Annotated in this window: 10 protein-coding genes, 2 pseudogenes and 1 riboswitch; of the genes and pseudogenes, 9 read left to right on the top strand and 3 right to left on the bottom strand. The window is 69.7% G+C overall.

Translation table 11 applies throughout. The annotated features are described in order from the left end of the window. Together ACFWPJ_RS09575 and recG are read left to right on the top strand one after the other, a co-directional pair. Window positions 1–760 (top strand): annotated as a pseudogene (locus ACFWPJ_RS09575) (dihydroxyacetone kinase); the annotation flags it as partial. After that, entirely contained in the window at window positions 760–3,024 is a 2,265-nt protein-coding gene (recG, locus tag ACFWPJ_RS09570) for an ATP-dependent DNA helicase RecG (protein WP_378849192.1), read from the top strand. The pseudogene ACFWPJ_RS09575 and the gene recG, both read left to right, overlap by 1 nt. A gap of 3 nt (window positions 3,025–3,027) precedes the next feature. Here recG and ACFWPJ_RS09565 read toward each other — a convergent pair whose 3' ends face one another. Next, window positions 3,028–4,452, bottom strand: coding sequence for a short-chain fatty acyl-CoA regulator family protein (locus ACFWPJ_RS09565; RefSeq protein WP_378849191.1), 1,425 nt, complete (start codon window positions 4,450–4,452; stop codon window positions 3,028–3,030). A gap of 183 nt (window positions 4,453–4,635) precedes the next feature. After that, complete coding sequence (gene metE / locus ACFWPJ_RS09560) at window positions 4,636–6,900, bottom strand: 5-methyltetrahydropteroyltriglutamate--homocysteine S-methyltransferase (protein WP_378849190.1); 2,265 nt, start codon at window positions 6,898–6,900, stop codon at window positions 4,636–4,638. A 139-nt stretch (window positions 6,901–7,039) separates the two neighbouring features. Further along, a riboswitch (cobalamin riboswitch) is annotated at window positions 7,040–7,238 on the bottom strand. Window positions 7,239–7,516: 278 nt separating this feature from the next. Between metE and ACFWPJ_RS09555 the strand changes: the two genes are divergently transcribed. From ACFWPJ_RS09555 to coaD, 3 genes are read left to right on the top strand one after another with little or no spacing between them, the layout of a single operon-like run. Further along, entirely contained in the window at window positions 7,517–10,915 is a 3,399-nt protein-coding gene (locus ACFWPJ_RS09555; protein ID WP_378849188.1) for a pyruvate carboxylase, read from the top strand. Further along, a complete protein-coding gene (gene rsmD, locus ACFWPJ_RS09550; RefSeq protein ID WP_378849186.1) occupies window positions 10,912–11,475 on the top strand; it encodes a 16S rRNA (guanine(966)-N(2))-methyltransferase RsmD in 564 nt (187 codons plus the stop codon). Before ACFWPJ_RS09555 ends, rsmD begins: the two co-directional genes overlap by 4 nt. Window positions 11,476–11,478: 3 nt before the next feature. Next, entirely contained in the window at window positions 11,479–11,964 is a 486-nt protein-coding gene (gene coaD, locus ACFWPJ_RS09545) for a pantetheine-phosphate adenylyltransferase (RefSeq protein ID WP_378849184.1), read from the top strand. On the opposite strand, the gene ACFWPJ_RS09540 is transcribed toward coaD, so the two are convergent. Next, window positions 11,961–12,491 carry a GtrA family protein gene (locus ACFWPJ_RS09540; RefSeq protein ID WP_378849182.1) on the bottom strand — a complete coding sequence of 177 codons (531 nt, stop codon included), beginning with the start codon at window positions 12,489–12,491 and terminating at the stop codon, window positions 11,961–11,963. The genes coaD and ACFWPJ_RS09540 overlap by 4 nt on opposite strands. 251 nt (window positions 12,492–12,742) lie before the next feature. Between ACFWPJ_RS09540 and ACFWPJ_RS09535 the strand changes: the two genes are divergently transcribed. The 4 genes and pseudogenes from ACFWPJ_RS09535 to ACFWPJ_RS09520 all read left to right on the top strand — a co-directional run. Then, entirely contained in the window at window positions 12,743–13,516 is a 774-nt protein-coding gene (locus ACFWPJ_RS09535; RefSeq protein WP_378849181.1) for a DivIVA domain-containing protein, read from the top strand. 86 nt (window positions 13,517–13,602) lie between these two features. Further along, window positions 13,603–14,286, top strand: a complete 684-nt coding sequence (locus tag ACFWPJ_RS09530) for a YceD family protein (RefSeq protein ID WP_378849179.1) — start codon at window positions 13,603–13,605, stop codon at window positions 14,284–14,286. Window positions 14,287–14,288: 2 nt separating this feature from the next. Further along, complete coding sequence (rpmF, locus tag ACFWPJ_RS09525; RefSeq protein WP_040708879.1) at window positions 14,289–14,471, top strand: 50S ribosomal protein L32; 183 nt, start codon at window positions 14,289–14,291, stop codon at window positions 14,469–14,471. A 3-nt stretch (window positions 14,472–14,474) separates the two neighbouring features. Continuing rightward, window positions 14,475–14,584, top strand: a pseudogene (locus ACFWPJ_RS09520) (ribonuclease III); the annotation flags it as partial.

Here is a 14,584-nt window from a genome sequence, read left to right as displayed (position 1 = left end):
ACACGGGGCGAGCCACGAGGACCACCGGGACCGCGCCGCTGCCGTGCCGCACGGCAACGGCCACCAGGATCTCGCGGCACCGGCCCAGCGGCCCGAAGGTCTCGCCGACCGCGGCATCCTCGCCGTGGCGTCCGGTGCGGCGGCGGCGCGGCTGTTCGAAGACGCGGGCGCGGTGGTGCTGCACGGCAACCGGCAGCTCGACACCACCGCGCTGCTGACCGCGATCCGCGCGATGCCGCACCGGGAAGTCCTGGTCCTGCCCAACGGCGCGCTGCCCGCGCAGGAACTCGTCGCCGCCGGTGTGGCCGCCCGTGACGGGTCACGTGACGTCCTGTTGCTGCCGAGCGCGTCGATGGTGCAGGGCCTGGCCGCGCTGGCGGTCCATGATCGCGGGCGGATCGCGGTCGACGACGCGTTCGCGATGTCGGAGGCGGCCGCGACCACGCGATGGGGTGCGCTGCGGGCGGCCAGGGTGCGCGCCTTGACCATGGTCGGAATGTGTTCCCCCGGTGACGGATTGGGCCTCGTCGGCCACGACGTCGTGGTGATCGACCCCGATGTGGTCGGCGCGGGCCGCATCCTGCTGGACCGGATGCTCGGTCTCGGTGGCGAATTGGTGACACTGCTGATGGGCGCCGACGCGGGCCCCGAACTGGGCGCGGTCCTGGCCGATCACGTGACGGCCGGTTTCCCCGGTGTCGAGGTCGTGGTGTATTCCGGTGGGCAGCAAGCGGATCTGGTGCAGATAGGGGTCGAGTGATGGCGACGTTGAGTGACCGGCTCGACCACGTGCTGGGCGTGAAGGCGGCCGACCGGCTGACCGAGGCGTTCGACATGACCACGGTCGAGGACCTGCTGCGCCACTATCCGGCGCGCTACGCCACCCAGGGCCAGCCGCTCACCGAGGATGAGCCGGAGGAGAGCGCGCACATCACCGTCATCGGCCGGATCACCAAAACCGAACTGCGCCCGATGAAGAACCGGCGCGGCTCGCTGCTGAAGGTGCAGCTCGACACCGGCGCCGCGCGCCCGATCGAGGCCACCTTCTTCAACGGCGACAAGGTGCGCTACCTGGTGAAAGAGGGTGTGCGGGCGATGATGTCGGGCACCGTGCACTGGTGGCGCCCGGATCGCTGGAACCTCTCGCACCCGGACTACCTGATCCTGCCCGACAAAGCCGAGGCCGGTGTGGAGAGTCTCACCTCCGTGCGCGGCAGCGGTGCGCTGCGTGGTCTGGCGCAGAGCGCGAAAGGCGCGGGGGGAGTGGACGCGTCGTTCTTCGAGCGCGAGTTCGTCCCGGTCTATCCGGCGACGGCGAAGGTGCAGAGCTGGGACCTGCTGGCCTGCATCCGCCAGGTGCTCGACCAGCTCGACCCGATCGATGACCCGCTGCCCGCCGACCTGCGCGCGGAACGCAATCTCCTCGAGGTCTCCGACGCGCTGCGCCTGATCCACCTGCCCGAGCACAAGCTCGACATCGAGAAGGCAAGGGACAGGCTGCGTTTCGACGAGGCGCTGGCGCTGCAACTGGTGCTGGCCGAGCGCAGGCACGAGGTAGAGGGCCGCACCGCCCCCGCCTGCCCGCCGAGCTCCGACGGCATCGCCGCCGCCTTCGACGACCGGCTGCCGTTCGAACTGACCGAGGGCCAGCGGCAGGTGATCGACGAGATCACCGCCGACCTGTCGCGCACCCGCCCGATGCACCGCCTGCTGCAGGGCGAAGTGGGTTCGGGCAAGACGATCGTCGCGCTGCACGCGATGCTGCAGGTGGTCGACTCCGGCAGGCAGTGCGCGCTGCTCGCGCCGACCGAAGTCCTTGCCGCCCAGCACTATCGATCGCTGCGGGCAATGCTCGGCGACCTGGGGACCGCGGGGGAGCTCGGTGCCGCCGAACAGTCCACCAAGGTGGTGCTGCTGACCGGATCGATGACGGCGGCGGCGAAGAAGTCGGCGCTGCTGGACGCGATGACCGGCGAGGCGGGCATCGTCATCGGCACCCACGCGCTCATCCAGGACGCGGTCGAGTTCTTCGACCTCGGCCTGGTGGTGGTCGACGAACAGCACCGCTTCGGTGTCGAACAGCGAGACGCGTTGCGGGCCAAGGCGAAAGGCGGCATCAGCCCGCACCTGCTCGTCATGACCGCGACCCCCATTCCGCGCACCATCGCGATGACCACCCTCGGTGACCTGGAGACCTCCACCCTCACCCAGCTCCCGCGCGGCCGCTCCCCGATCGTGTCGAAAGTCGTTCCGCGCAAACTGCATCCGGGCTGGGTGGACCGCGCGTGGGAGCGCATCCTCGAGGAGGTCGGCACGGGCAGGCAGGCGTATGTGGTGTGCTCGCGCATCGGCGAGGACCCCGAGGCCCCGCCGGCAAAGGGCAAGAAATCGGCGGAGGAGAAGGAAGGCCCGACCACCCAGGCGGCGGTCGACATGTACGAGACGCTGAGCGCGGGCCCCCTGTCCGGCGTCCGGGTCGGCCTGCTGCACGGTCGGCTGCCCGCCGACGAGAAAGACCAGGTGATGCGCCAGTTCAACGACGGCGCCATCGATGTCCTGGTCTGTACCACGGTCGTCGAGGTCGGTGTCGACGTGCCGAACGCGACGGTGATGGTGATCGTCGACGCCGACCGGTTCGGCGTCAGCCAGCTGCATCAGCTGCGCGGCCGGATCGGCCGTGGCAAGCACCCCGGCCTGTGCCTGCTCGTCACCGATGCCGCCCCGGGCGGAACGGCGATGGCCCGGCTCGAAGCGGTCGCCGCCACCACCGACGGCTTCGAACTCTCGGTGCTCGACCTGCGCCAGCGCCGCGAGGGTGACGTGCTGGGCGCCGCCCAATCCGGCACCGCTCGCTCGCTGCGCCTGCTGTCGCTGCTCGACGACCTCGAGGTGATCACCGCCGCCCAGGAGCTGGCCAGGCAGGTCGTCGCCGACGATCCCGGCCTGGTCAAGCACCCCGGTCTGGCGGGCATGATGGACGCCGCCGTCGACGGCGAACGCATCGAATACCTCGCGAAGTCCTGACGCTCAGCGCGGCAGGCGCGGATACGGCAGATCGGTGCTGGTGTGCTCGGCCACCGCCAGCGGCCGCCCGATCTGCGGGAACGCGCGCTGCGGGCACGAGGGCCGCTCGCACACCTTGCAGCCGGCCCCGATCGGGACCGCCACCTGCGGGTCGTCGAGCTGCAGGCCCTGGGAGTACACCAGCCGGTCGGCGTATTCGATATCGCAGCCGAGTCCGATGACGAAGTTCTTCGACGCCGCCCCGAACCCCTGGGGACTGGCCGGGGTGGTGCGGGCGATCCACAGGTAGCGCCGCCCGTCGGGCATCTCCGAGATCTGGGTGAGGATCCGGCCCGGATGCGCGAACGCCTCGTGGGTGACCCACAGCGGGCAGCTGCCGCCGACCCGGGAGAAATGGAACGCGGTGGCGGACTGGCGTTTCGAGATATTGCCCGCCCGGTCCGTACGGACAAGGAAGAACGGGACACCGCGCTGACCCTGCCGTTGCAGGGTGCTGAGCCGATGGCAGACCGTCTCGAAACCGACCTCGAACCGCAGGGCGAGCAGGTCCACGTCGTAGCGCAATTCCTCGGCCGAACGCAGAAACCGCCCGTAGGGCAGGATCAGCGCGCCCGCGAAATAGTTGGCCAGCCCCACCTTGGCCAGGGTGCGGGATTCGCCGGCGAGCCCCCTGGACTCGGCGAGCACATTGTCGATCTCGCGACCGTAGAGCAGCAGGCCGAGGGTGGTGGCGATCTGAAAGGCACGCTGGCCGGGACGCAGCCGCCGGGCCAGCGTGAGCGTGCGGGTGTCGGGGTCGTAGTGGCGTTTCGGGATCGTCGGGTCGGCGCCGTCGCCGCGGACCAGCACGGTGACGCCCGCGCGTTCCTCGGCGATCCTGGCCAGCTGACGATCCAGCGAGCCGATGCTCAGCCCGGATTCCTCGAACAGCTGCTCGGCCGCGTGATCGAGGGTGGAGATGTGATTGCGATGGTCGTAGAAGAAGTCACGCACGTCCTCGTACGGCATCGGGGTGCCCGGCGCGCCGCTGGGCGTGTCGACCCGCGACGACAGCAGATCGAGCTGATCGGTGGCCGCGCGCAACCGCCGGTGCATGGCGATGACGATCCGCGCCACCTCGGGCAGCCGGGTCGCGAGTTCCTCGACCTCGGTGATCGGTGCGGTGTCGCCGCCCCCCGCGGCTTCGACGAGCACCTCGTGCAGATCCGAGACCAGTCGCGCGTCGGAGTCGGCGGCGAAGAACTGCACATCCAGATCGAAGGTCGAGTTCAGTTTCAGCAGAACGGGAATGGTGAGCGGGCGCTGATCGCGCTCGAGCTGATTGAGGTAGCTGGGGGAGAGATCCAGCGATTTCGCGAGGGCCGCCTGAGTCATCCGTCGTTCTTCACGCAGCCGTCGTAGCCTGGCCCCCGCGTACATCTTCCGCACGCCGAGATCCTAACTCTCCGGGTTTGCAATGTTCGCTCGAAATCGCGATTGTCCGGGGAGAAGTCCAGTCCTGCAAGGGAATTTACCTGTGACTACTGGTGCGTAACGTGCGAAGGGGGACGGTGGGGACATGCGGGACTCGCCGCCCCGGACGGACTCGCTCCGTCCGGGGCAGCGGACTGCTCAGCGCAGTGCGGCCGCCGCCGTCACCAGGTTGCGCAGCGACGCCTCGACCTCGACCGGGCCGCGGGTCTTGAGACCGCAGTCGGGGTTCACCCAGAGCCGCTCGGCGGGCACCGCTTTCAGCGCGGCGGCCCGCGAGGTGGTGATCTCCTCGACCGAGGGGACCCGCGGGGAGTGGATGTCGTAGACACCGGGACCGACCCCGAGCGCGAAACCGGCCGCGTTCAGGTCGTCGAGGACCTCCATGTGCGAGCGCGCCGCCTCGATCGAGGTGACATCGGCGTCCAGGCCCGCGATCGCCGAGATCACCTCACCGAACTCCGAGTAGCACAGGTGGGTGTGCACCTGGGTGGTGTCGGCGACACCGGCGGTCGAGAGCCGGAACGAGTCCACCGACCACCGCAGGTAGGCGGGCTGATCCGCCGCGCGCAGCGGCAGCAGCTCGCGCAGGGCGGGCTCGTCGACCTGGATGATCCGGGTCCCCTGGGCTTCCAGGTCGACCGTCTCGTCGCGGATCGCCAGCGCGACCTGACGCGCCGACTCGCCCAGCGGCTGGTCGTCGCGGACGAACGACCACGCCAGGATCGTCACCGGGCCGGTGAGCATGCCCTTGACCGGCTTGCTGGTCAGCGACTGGGCGTGGCCGATCCACGACAGCGTCATCGGCTCGGGGCGGGAGACGTCGCCGAACAGGATCGGCGGGCGCACGCAGCGGGTGCCGTAGGACTGCACCCAGCCGTTGTCGGTGGCGGCGAAGCCGTCGAGGAGTTCGGCGAAGTACTGCACCATGTCGTTGCGCTCGGGCTCGCCGTGCACCAGCACGTCCAGGCCCAGCTTCTCCTGCAGGGAGATCACCTCGGCGATCTCGGCCTGCATCCGCCGCACGTACTCGGCCTGGTCGATCTCGCCCTTGCGCAGCGCGGCGCGAGCCAGCCGGATGGCCGAGGTCTGCGGGTACGAGCCGATCGTGGTGGTCGGCAGCAGCGGCAGATCGAGGTGATCGCGCTGCAGCGCCCGGCGCTCGTCGGCCGGGAGCCGGTTCAGATCGCCCTCGCCGAGTCCGGCCAACCGGGCCCGCACCTGCTCGTTGTGCAGGCGGGGGTCGGTCCGGCGGGATTCGGCGGCGTCGCGGGCCGCGGCCAGCTCGGTGGCGACGGCGTCGGTGCCCGAGGTCAGCGCCGTGGCGAGGACACGCACCTCCGCGACCTTCTCGGCGCCGAAGGCCAGCCACGACCGCAGCCGCTCGTCGAGCCCGGTCTCGGGGGTCAGCGAATACGGCACGTGCAGCAGGGAGCACGAGGTCGCCACGGCCACCGCGTCGGCGCTGCCGAGCAGGGTGCCGAGGGTGCCCAGCGCGGCATCGAGATCGGTGCGCCAGATATTGCGGCCGTCGACCACACCGGCGACCAGCAGCTTGCGGGTCAGCGCCGGGACGGCGGCGACCGCGGCGACGTCGGTGCCCGCGGTGAAGTCGAGGGCGATGCCCTCGATCTCGGTGTCGGCCAGCGCCGCCAGCGCGGCATCGGGATGCCCGAAGTAGGTCGCGACCAGGATCGCGGGCCGCTGCGGCACGCTCGACAGCGCGGTGTAGGTCTCGCGTACAGCGGCGAGCTCGGCCTCGGTGAGGTCGGTGACCAGCACCGGCTCGTCGATCTGCACCCACTGCGCGCCCGCGTCGGCCAGCTGGGTCAGCAGGTCGCCGTAGAGCGCGACCAGCTCGGGCAGCCGGTCGAGGGCGTTGTTGTCGGCCGCCTTGGCCAGCTTCAGGAAGGTGATCGGGCCGACGACGACCGGACGGGCCGCGACGCCGAGCTCGAGCGCCTCGGCCAGCTCGGCCAGCAGCTTCTCCGGGTGCAGCGAGAAGACGGTTGCCGCGTCGATCTCGGGCACGAGGTAGTGGTAGTTGGTGTCGAACCACTTGGTCATTTCCAGCGGTGCGACGGTGTCGGTGCCGCGCGCGGCCGCGAAGTAGCGGTCGAGCGGGTCGGCGATCCCGGCCACGCGCGGCGGCAGTGCGCCGAGCAGGACCGCGGTGTCGAGCATCTGGTCGTAGTAGGAGAAGGTACCGACGGGCACCGAATCCAGTCCGGCCGCCCGCAGTTCGGCGAACTGCGCCCGGCGCAGCTCGCGGCCGACGGAGTGCAGGTGCTCGGCGTCGACGCGACCTGCCCAGTAGGCCTCGGTGGCGCGCTTGAGTTCCCGGTTCGGGCCGACCCGCGGCAGGCCGAGAACCGTTGCGGTGAACGGAGAGTGCGAAACAGTCACGGAGATTCTCCAGTGTCGTGCAGGGAGAGCCGTCGCCTTACCGCGGGCAGCCGACACCGGAGGGACCCGCCGCGAAGACGCGACAGGTCGGCACAGGTGGTCAGCACGCCCGATCCACGAGGCGGTGGCCGCCGGATACGGCGTATCCGGCACAGTCGGCAGGTCTTCGGACTCGCTGGCACCGGTCGTGTGATCGACCGACCTACTGGCCGTCGCTTCCCAGGCATCGTGCCCAGTGCTGATGACGGCGGTCGTTCCTGCATACCGCTGCGGGACAGTCCCGGATTCCCACCGGGTTCCCTCTTCACCCGGCGCGCGACGACGCGTGCCCGGGTTTCGACACCGGCGCGGGAGGTCGGGGCTCCGACTCTTCCACCGCGCAGGCGAACCAGCTGCATCACTCAGCATAGGGCCTCGCCGGCGGCGACGGCTACCGCCCCTGCCTGCGCACCCGGCGTGACCTGGGCGTCGCGGGCGCACCGCCGACCGGTCGCCGCGGTGAGATGTGACGGCCGGATGAACGCAACTTCGCAGGTGGGCGGGTGTGCGATGTGAAGATTGCTGCGAAGGCACCTTGCGTGTCCGTGGTGCGGTCACGGCCGGGTACCGTGGTCGAATGTTCTCGAAAGTCTTGGTCGCCAATCGTGGTGAGATCGCCATTCGCGCCTTCCGCGCGGCATACGAACTCGGCATCGGAACCGTCGCGGTGTTCCCTCATGAGGACCGCAATTCCGTGCACCGGCTGAAGGCAGCCGAGTCGTATCAGATCGGCGAGGAAGGGCACCCCGTCCGGGCGTACCTGTCGATCGAGGCGATCATCGATGCGGCCAAGTCGGCGGGTGCCGACGCCATCTACCCCGGTTACGGCTTCCTGTCGGAGAACCCCGACCTCGCCGCCGCCTGTGAGCGTGAGGGCATCACCTTCATCGGCCCCACGGCCTCGGTGCTCGAGATGGCCGGTAACAAGGCCACCGCCATCGCCGCCGCGAAGGCCGCCGGGCTGCCGGTGTTGAAGTCGAGTGAGCCCAGTGCCGATATCGATGCGCTGCTGGCCGCCTCGCAGGAGTTCGAGTACCCGATCTTCGTCAAGGCTGTGGCCGGTGGTGGTGGTCGCGGCATGCGCCGGGTCGCCGCGCCGGAGCAGTTGCGTGAATCGATCGAGGCGGCCTCGCGTGAGGCGGAGTCGGCGTTCGGTGATCCGACGGTGTTCCTCGAGCAGGCCGTGGTGAACCCGCGCCACATCGAGGTGCAGATTCTGGCCGACCAGCAGGGCAACGTGATGCACCTGTTCGAGCGCGACTGCTCGCTGCAGCGCCGTCATCAGAAGGTGATCGAGCTCGCGCCCGCCCCGAACCTGGATCCCGCACTGCGCGAACGGATTTGCGCCGACGCGGTGGCCTTCGCTCGCCAGATCGGCTACATCAACGCGGGTACCGTGGAGTTCCTGCTCGACGAGCGTGGCAAGCACGTGTTCATCGAGATGAACCCGCGCATCCAGGTCGAGCACACGGTGACCGAGGAGATCACCGATGTCGACCTGGTGCAGTCGCAGCTGCGCATCGCCTCCGGCGAGACCCTCGCCGACCTCGGCCTGAGCCAGGACAAGGTGTCCATCCGCGGCGCCGCGCTGCAGTGCCGCATCACCACCGAGGACCCGGCCAACGGCTTCCGGCCCGACACCGGCCGCATCACCGCCTACCGCACCCCCGGCGGCGCGGGCATCCGGCTCGACGGCGGCGCGAACCTGGGCGCGGAGATCGGCGCCTACTTCGACTCGATGCTGGTCAAGCTGACCTGCCGTGGTCGCGACCTGCCCGCCGCGGCCGCCCGCGCCCGCCGCGCGCTGGCCGAGTTCCGTATCCGTGGCGTCACGACCAATATCCCGTTCCTGCTGTCGGTGCTCGACGACCCCGACTTCCAGGCGGGCCGGGTCACCACCTCGTTCATCGACGAGCGTCCCGAACTGCTGACCTCGCGCGGCTCGGCCGACCGTGGCACCAAGATCCTGAGCTATCTGGCCGATGTCACCGTCAACAAGCCGCACGGTGACCGCCCGACCACGGTGTACCCGTACGACAAGCTGCCCGCTGTCGATCTGACGGTGCCGCCGCCGGACGGGTCGCGTCAGCGGCTGCTCACCCTCGGGCCCGAGGGGTTCGCGCGGGCGCTGCGTGAGCAGAAGGCGCTCGGGGTCACCGACACCACCTTCCGTGACGCGCACCAGTCGCTGCTGGCGACCCGGGTGCGGACCAACGGCCTGCTCGGTGTGGCCGGGCACGTCGCCCGTCTGACCCCGGAGCTGCTGTCGATCGAGGCGTGGGGTGGCGCGACTTACGATGTGGCGCTGCGGTTCCTGCACGAGGACCCGTGGGAGCGGCTGGCCGCGCTGCGTGAAGCCGTGCCCAACATCTGTCTGCAGATGCTGCTGCGTGGCCGTAACACCGTTGGCTACACCCCGTACCCGGAGCAGGTCACCCGCTCGTTCGTGTCCGAGGCGGCCACGACCGGTATCGATATCTTCCGGATCTTCGACGCGCTCAACAATGTCGACCAGATGCGTCCGGCGATCGACGCCGTGCGCGAAACCGGTACGGCCATCGCCGAAGTCGCGCTGTCCTACACCGGTGACCTGCTCGACCCGAACGAGTCGCTCTACACCCTCGACTACTACCTGAAGCTGGCCGAGCAGATCGTCGACGCCGGCGCTCACGTGCTGGCCATCAAGGACATGGCCGGACTGCTGCGGGCACCCGCCGCGGCGAAGCTGGTCACCGCGCTGCGCAGCAACTTCGACCTGCCGGTGCACGTGCACACCCACGACACTCCCGGCGGTCAGCTCGCCACTTACCTGGCGGCGTGGCAGGCCGGTGCGGATGCGGTCGACGGTGCGTCCGCGGCGATGGCGGGCACCACTTCGCAGCCCGCGCTGTCGGCGATCGTGGCCGCGGCCGCGCACACCGAGCGTGACACCGGCCTGGATCTGCAGAACGTGTGCGATCTCGAGCCGTACTGGGAGGCGCTGCGCAAGGTGTACGCGCCGTTCGAGTCGGGTCTGCCCGCACCAACCGGTCGCGTGTACACCCACGAGATCCCGGGCGGTCAGCTGTCGAACCTGCGCCAGCAGGCGATCGCGTTGGGCCTGGGTGACCGGTTCGAGGAAGTCGAAGCCAAGTACGCCGCCGCCGACCGCCTGCTCGGTCGTCTGGTCAAGGTGACCCCGTCGTCGAAGGTCGTCGGTGACCTGGCGCTGGCGCTGGTCGGTACCGGTGTCGATATCGAGGACTTCTCCGCCGATCCGGGCCGCTACGACATTCCGGATTCGGTGATCGGCTTCCTGCGCGGTGAACTCGGCACCCCGGCCGGTGGCTGGCCGGAGCCGTTCCGCAGCAAGGCCCTGGCCGGACGCAACGAACCCAAGCCGGAGACCCCGCTGACCCCGGCGGACCAGAAGGGCCTCGACGGTTCCTCGGCCGAACGCCGCGACACCCTCAACCGCCTGCTGTTCCCCGGCCCGACCGCGGAATTCCAGGCGCATCGGGAGAAGTACGGCGACACCACCGGCCTGTCGGAGAACCAGTTCTTCTATGGTCTGCGCCGCGGCGAAGAACACCGCGTGCAGCTGGAGAAGGGCGTCACCCTGCTCATCGGGCTCGAAGCGATCTCCGAGCCGGACGAGAAGGGCATGCGCACCGTCATGTGCATCATGAACGGGCAGCTGCGCCCGATCGCGGTGCGTGACAGGTCGATCGCCTCAGAGGTTCCGGCCGCGGAGAAGGCCGACAAGAACAACCCGGGCCACATCGCCGCACCGTTCGCCGGTGTCGTCACCCTGGCGGTGTCCGAGGGCGACGAGATCCACGCGGGCGACACCGTCGGCACCATCGAGGCCATGAAGATGGAAGCGGCCATCACCGCGCCGCGCGGCGGCATCGTCGGCCGGATCGCGACCGCCAAGGTGCAGCAGGTCGAGGGCGGCGATCTGCTGGTGGAACTGGCTGCGCGCGAGTCGGAATGACGCGCATCGTCGCGGGCACGGCAGGCGGGCGGCGGCTGAAGGTGCCGTCCGCCGGTACCCGGCCCACCTCGGACCGGGTGCGTGAAGCCCTGTTCAGCGCCATCGACGCGCGCCTCGACCTCGACGGCGCGCGGGTCCTCGACCTGTACGCGGGGTCGGGCGCGCTCGGACTCGAGGCGCTGTCGCGTGGCGCCGCGCACGCCCAGCTGATCGAGGCCGACCGCAAGGCGGCCGCGATCGTGCGCGCCAATATCGACGAGCTCGGCCTGCCGGGGGCCGAACTGCGCCTCGGCACGGTCGGCTCGGTGCTGGCGCACACCGCGCCCGCCGCCTACGACCTGGTCCTGTCCGACCCGCCGTACGACGTGAGCACCGAGGACGTGCTCGCCGACCTCACCGCGCTGGCGGCCAACGGCTGGCTCGCGCCGGACGCGCTGGTGATCGTCGAGCGATCCATCCGCTCACCCGAAATCGCTTGGCCCGCAGGCTATGCGCCGCTGAAGCCGCGCAAATACGGGGAGACCAGAATCGAGCTCGCCGAATTCGGTGCTAGCGTCTGACCCATGGCTGCAGCACTGTGCCCCGGCTCCTTCGACCCGGTCACCAACGGTCACCTCGACGTGTTCACCCGCGCGGCCGCGCAGTTCGACGAGGTGATCATCACCGTCAATGTGAACCCCAAGAAACAGGGCATGTTCACCGTCGACGAGCGGATGGAACTGCTGCGCGAAGCGGTCGCCCACCTGCCCAACGTGCGCGTCGCGTCCTGGCAGGGGCTGACGGTCGACTTCGCCAAGCAGGAGGGCGTCACCGCGATCGTCAAGGGCCTGCGCGACGCGGGCGACTTCGGCTACGAACTCCAGATGGCCCAGATGAACCACAAGCTGGCCGGCGTCGACACCTTCTTCATCGCCACCAACCCGTCCCTGAGCTTCCTGTCCAGCTCACTGGTCAAGGAAGTCGCGGCCCTCGGCGGCGACGTCAGCGACATGCTCCCGCCCGCCGTGCACAAGCGCCTTCTGGACCGCCTGGCCGAACGCCGCGCCTAGAAGACCAGGCCGCGCAAGGCCAGGAAGCGCATACCGCCGACGGCGGCGGTGATCGCGAGGACCGCCAGCGCCTGGACGCTGTCGCCCAGGCCGGGGGCCCACACGCCCAGCGCGGCAAGGCCTGCCGTCGTGATGCCCAAACCGAGCAGCGCGAGTCCGCCGCCCTCCCACTGCGCCGTGAACCAGGTGACGCGGTCGGCGGCGTGGAAGGTGAGCTGGCGATGCAGCTCGTTGGCGATGATCGTGCTGACGACCGAGCCGGCCACATTGGCGATCAGCGGGCCGATGCCGTGCATGGCGAAGAACAGCAGCACATAGGCGACATTGCTGAATCCGCCGACCAGGGCGAAGCGGATGAGCTGGGGGAGTGCGCGATCACCGCGGAGGTAGACCAGCGCCCGGTCGACCTGCGGACGCAGCGTGGGCGCCGGTGCGCTCGGGGCGGGCACGGGGTAGGTGCCGATCCAGGGAGTGAACATGCCCGCGACGTGCGACACCGCGCTTCGCGGTGTTTCCAGAACGGTCATGGTCGACTCCGATCGCAATGAACGAGCGTCGAGGAGTACAACAGGTGAAAACGTGCAGTGCTTCCCGGCGGACGGCGTTGTCGTGCCTCCCGATGGTAGCGGAAGTGGAGGGGTTCACTCCACTTGATATCTGTGCGATCTAGGACACTGTCGCGACACACCGCGACGACATTCGGAACACGCGCCGCAGGCAGGCAGACTGGGTCACGGCGGTAGTGGTTTCGCCGTGAGTCGGCAGGAGGGTAGTGAGCATGTATCGCGTATTCGAAGCACTCGACGAACTGGTCGCCATCGTCGAAGAGGCGCGCGGCATTCCGCCGACCCGCAGCTGCATCGTGCCCCGCGGCGATGTCCTCGAGCTGCTCGACGACGTCCGCGACGCCCTGCCCGGTGAGCTCGACGACGCCCAGGACGTCCTCGACCACCGCGACAAGATCGTCGGCGACGCCCGCACCGGCGCCGAGGCCACGGTCACCTCCGCCAACGAGCAGGCGCGCACCACCATCGAGAAGGCCCGCGCCGAGGCCGACCGCATCCTCGCCGACGCCAAGGCGCACGCCGACCGGATGGTCGCCGAGGCGACAACGCACGCCGACCGCCTGGTCGCGACCGCGCGGGCCGAGGCCGACCAGGTGATCGCCGACGGCAACGCCGAATACGACGAGCTCACCGGCCGCGCCCAGATCGACGCCGACCGGGCCATCCAGGCGGGCAAGGACTCCTACGAGCGCTCGGTCGCCGACGGCAAGGCCGAACAGGCCAGGCTGGTCGCCCAGACCGAGGTCGTGCGGGCCGCGCACGCCGAGTCGGCGCGCCTGATCGACGGCGCCCAGGGCGAGGCCGACCGGGTGCGTGCCGAATGCGACGACTACGTCGACGAGCAGATGGCCGATTTCGACGGCAAGCTCGCCGCGCTGGGCGAGACGCTGGCCACCACCCGCCGCACGATCACTCGCGGCCGTCAGCACATGCGTGGCGGTCAGGCGCCCGAGTACCCGGAATACGCCGCCGACCACCGGCGCTGAGCGCGCCGCGCGTTTTGAGTTCGGACGGGGTCCTGCCGTACTGTTGAGTGGTTGCCCAAATCCCCTCAGGAGTAAGTGAGTCAGCGATGTCCGCCCGTTCCGGTTCGTCTTCGCGTCCACACAAGACCAGTGGTCCTGTGTCGGAGGCGGGTTTCGTGCTGGACGTCCGCAGCCTCGGCCGTCGGCCCGGCACCATGCGGGAACTGCATCGCACTGTCACCGACCATGAGCGGCTGGGTCTCGACCTGATCGCCATCCCGGCCGACGCCGCGGTGGAACTCGATCTGCAGCTGCAGGCGGTCTCGGAAGGCGTGCTGGTCACCGGCACGGCGTCCGGGCCGACGGTCGGGGAGTGCTCGCGCTGCCTCGAACCGTTCGACGACCAGGTGGAGATTCGTCTGACGGAGCTGTTCGCGTATCCGGACAGCACCACCGAGCAGACGACCGAGGACGACGAGGTCTACCGCATGGAAGACGACCTCATCGATCTCGAGCCGGTGATCCTCGACGCCATCGGCCTGGAGCTTCCGCTGCAGCCGCTGTGCACCCCGGACTGCGCGGGCCTGTGCCCCGAGTGCGGTGTGCGGATGGCGATTGCGGGTCTTGATCATGGGCATGAGATACTGGACCCTCGCTGGGCCAAGTTGGCGAGTTTCGCCGCAGAGGCGCCCGGCACCGGCGACCCCGCTGAGGGTTCCACCACCCCAGACCGATCCGCTCCCGTGGCAAACGATGCCGACGTGGTCAGCGAAAACACAGAGGAGAAGTAGCCGTGGCTGTTCCCAAGCGCCGGATGTCCCGTTCCAACACCCGGTCGCGGCGCAGCCAGTGGAAGGCCACCGCGCCGACCCTGGTCACCTGCCCGAACCGTGCCTGCGGTGAGAAGACCCTCCCGCACATCGCGTGCCCGTCCTGCGGCACCTACAAGGGCCGCCAGGTCACCTCTGCTGTCTGATTCGTGACTGCCGGCAAAGACAACACAGCAGGTTCGGCGGATCACGCCAGCCTGCTCACCGCCCTCGGTGTCGACGTACGACCGGAGCTGCTGCGCCTCGCGCTGACGCACCG

Source organism: Nocardia sp. NPDC058497, from assembly GCF_042720195.1.
Taxonomy (GTDB): Bacteria; Actinomycetota; Actinomycetes; order Mycobacteriales; family Mycobacteriaceae; genus Nocardia.
Note: the sequence above shows the minus strand (reverse complement) of the source record. Positions and strands in the feature narration are given on the sequence as shown.

Bases quoted from the DNA above. Each gene is read 5' to 3' on its own strand.
- ACFWPJ_RS09555 (WP_378849188.1), top strand. From the start codon at position 7,517: ATGTTCTCGAAAGTCTTGGTCGCCAATCGTGGTGAGATCGCCATTCGC.
- ACFWPJ_RS09535 (WP_378849181.1), top strand. From the start codon at position 12,743: ATGTATCGCGTATTCGAAGCACTCGACGAACTGGTCGCCATCGTCGAA.
- rsmD (WP_378849186.1), top strand. From the start codon at position 10,912: ATGACGCGCATCGTCGCGGGCACGGCAGGCGGGCGGCGGCTGAAGGTG.
- coaD (WP_378849184.1), top strand. From the start codon at position 11,479: ATGGCTGCAGCACTGTGCCCCGGCTCCTTCGACCCGGTCACCAACGGT.
- recG (WP_378849192.1), top strand. From the start codon at position 760: ATGGCGACGTTGAGTGACCGGCTCGACCACGTGCTGGGCGTGAAGGCG.
- ACFWPJ_RS09530 (WP_378849179.1), top strand. From the start codon at position 13,603: ATGTCCGCCCGTTCCGGTTCGTCTTCGCGTCCACACAAGACCAGTGGT.
- ACFWPJ_RS09540 (WP_378849182.1), bottom strand. From the start codon at position 12,491: ATGACCGTTCTGGAAACACCGCGAAGCGCGGTGTCGCACGTCGCGGGC.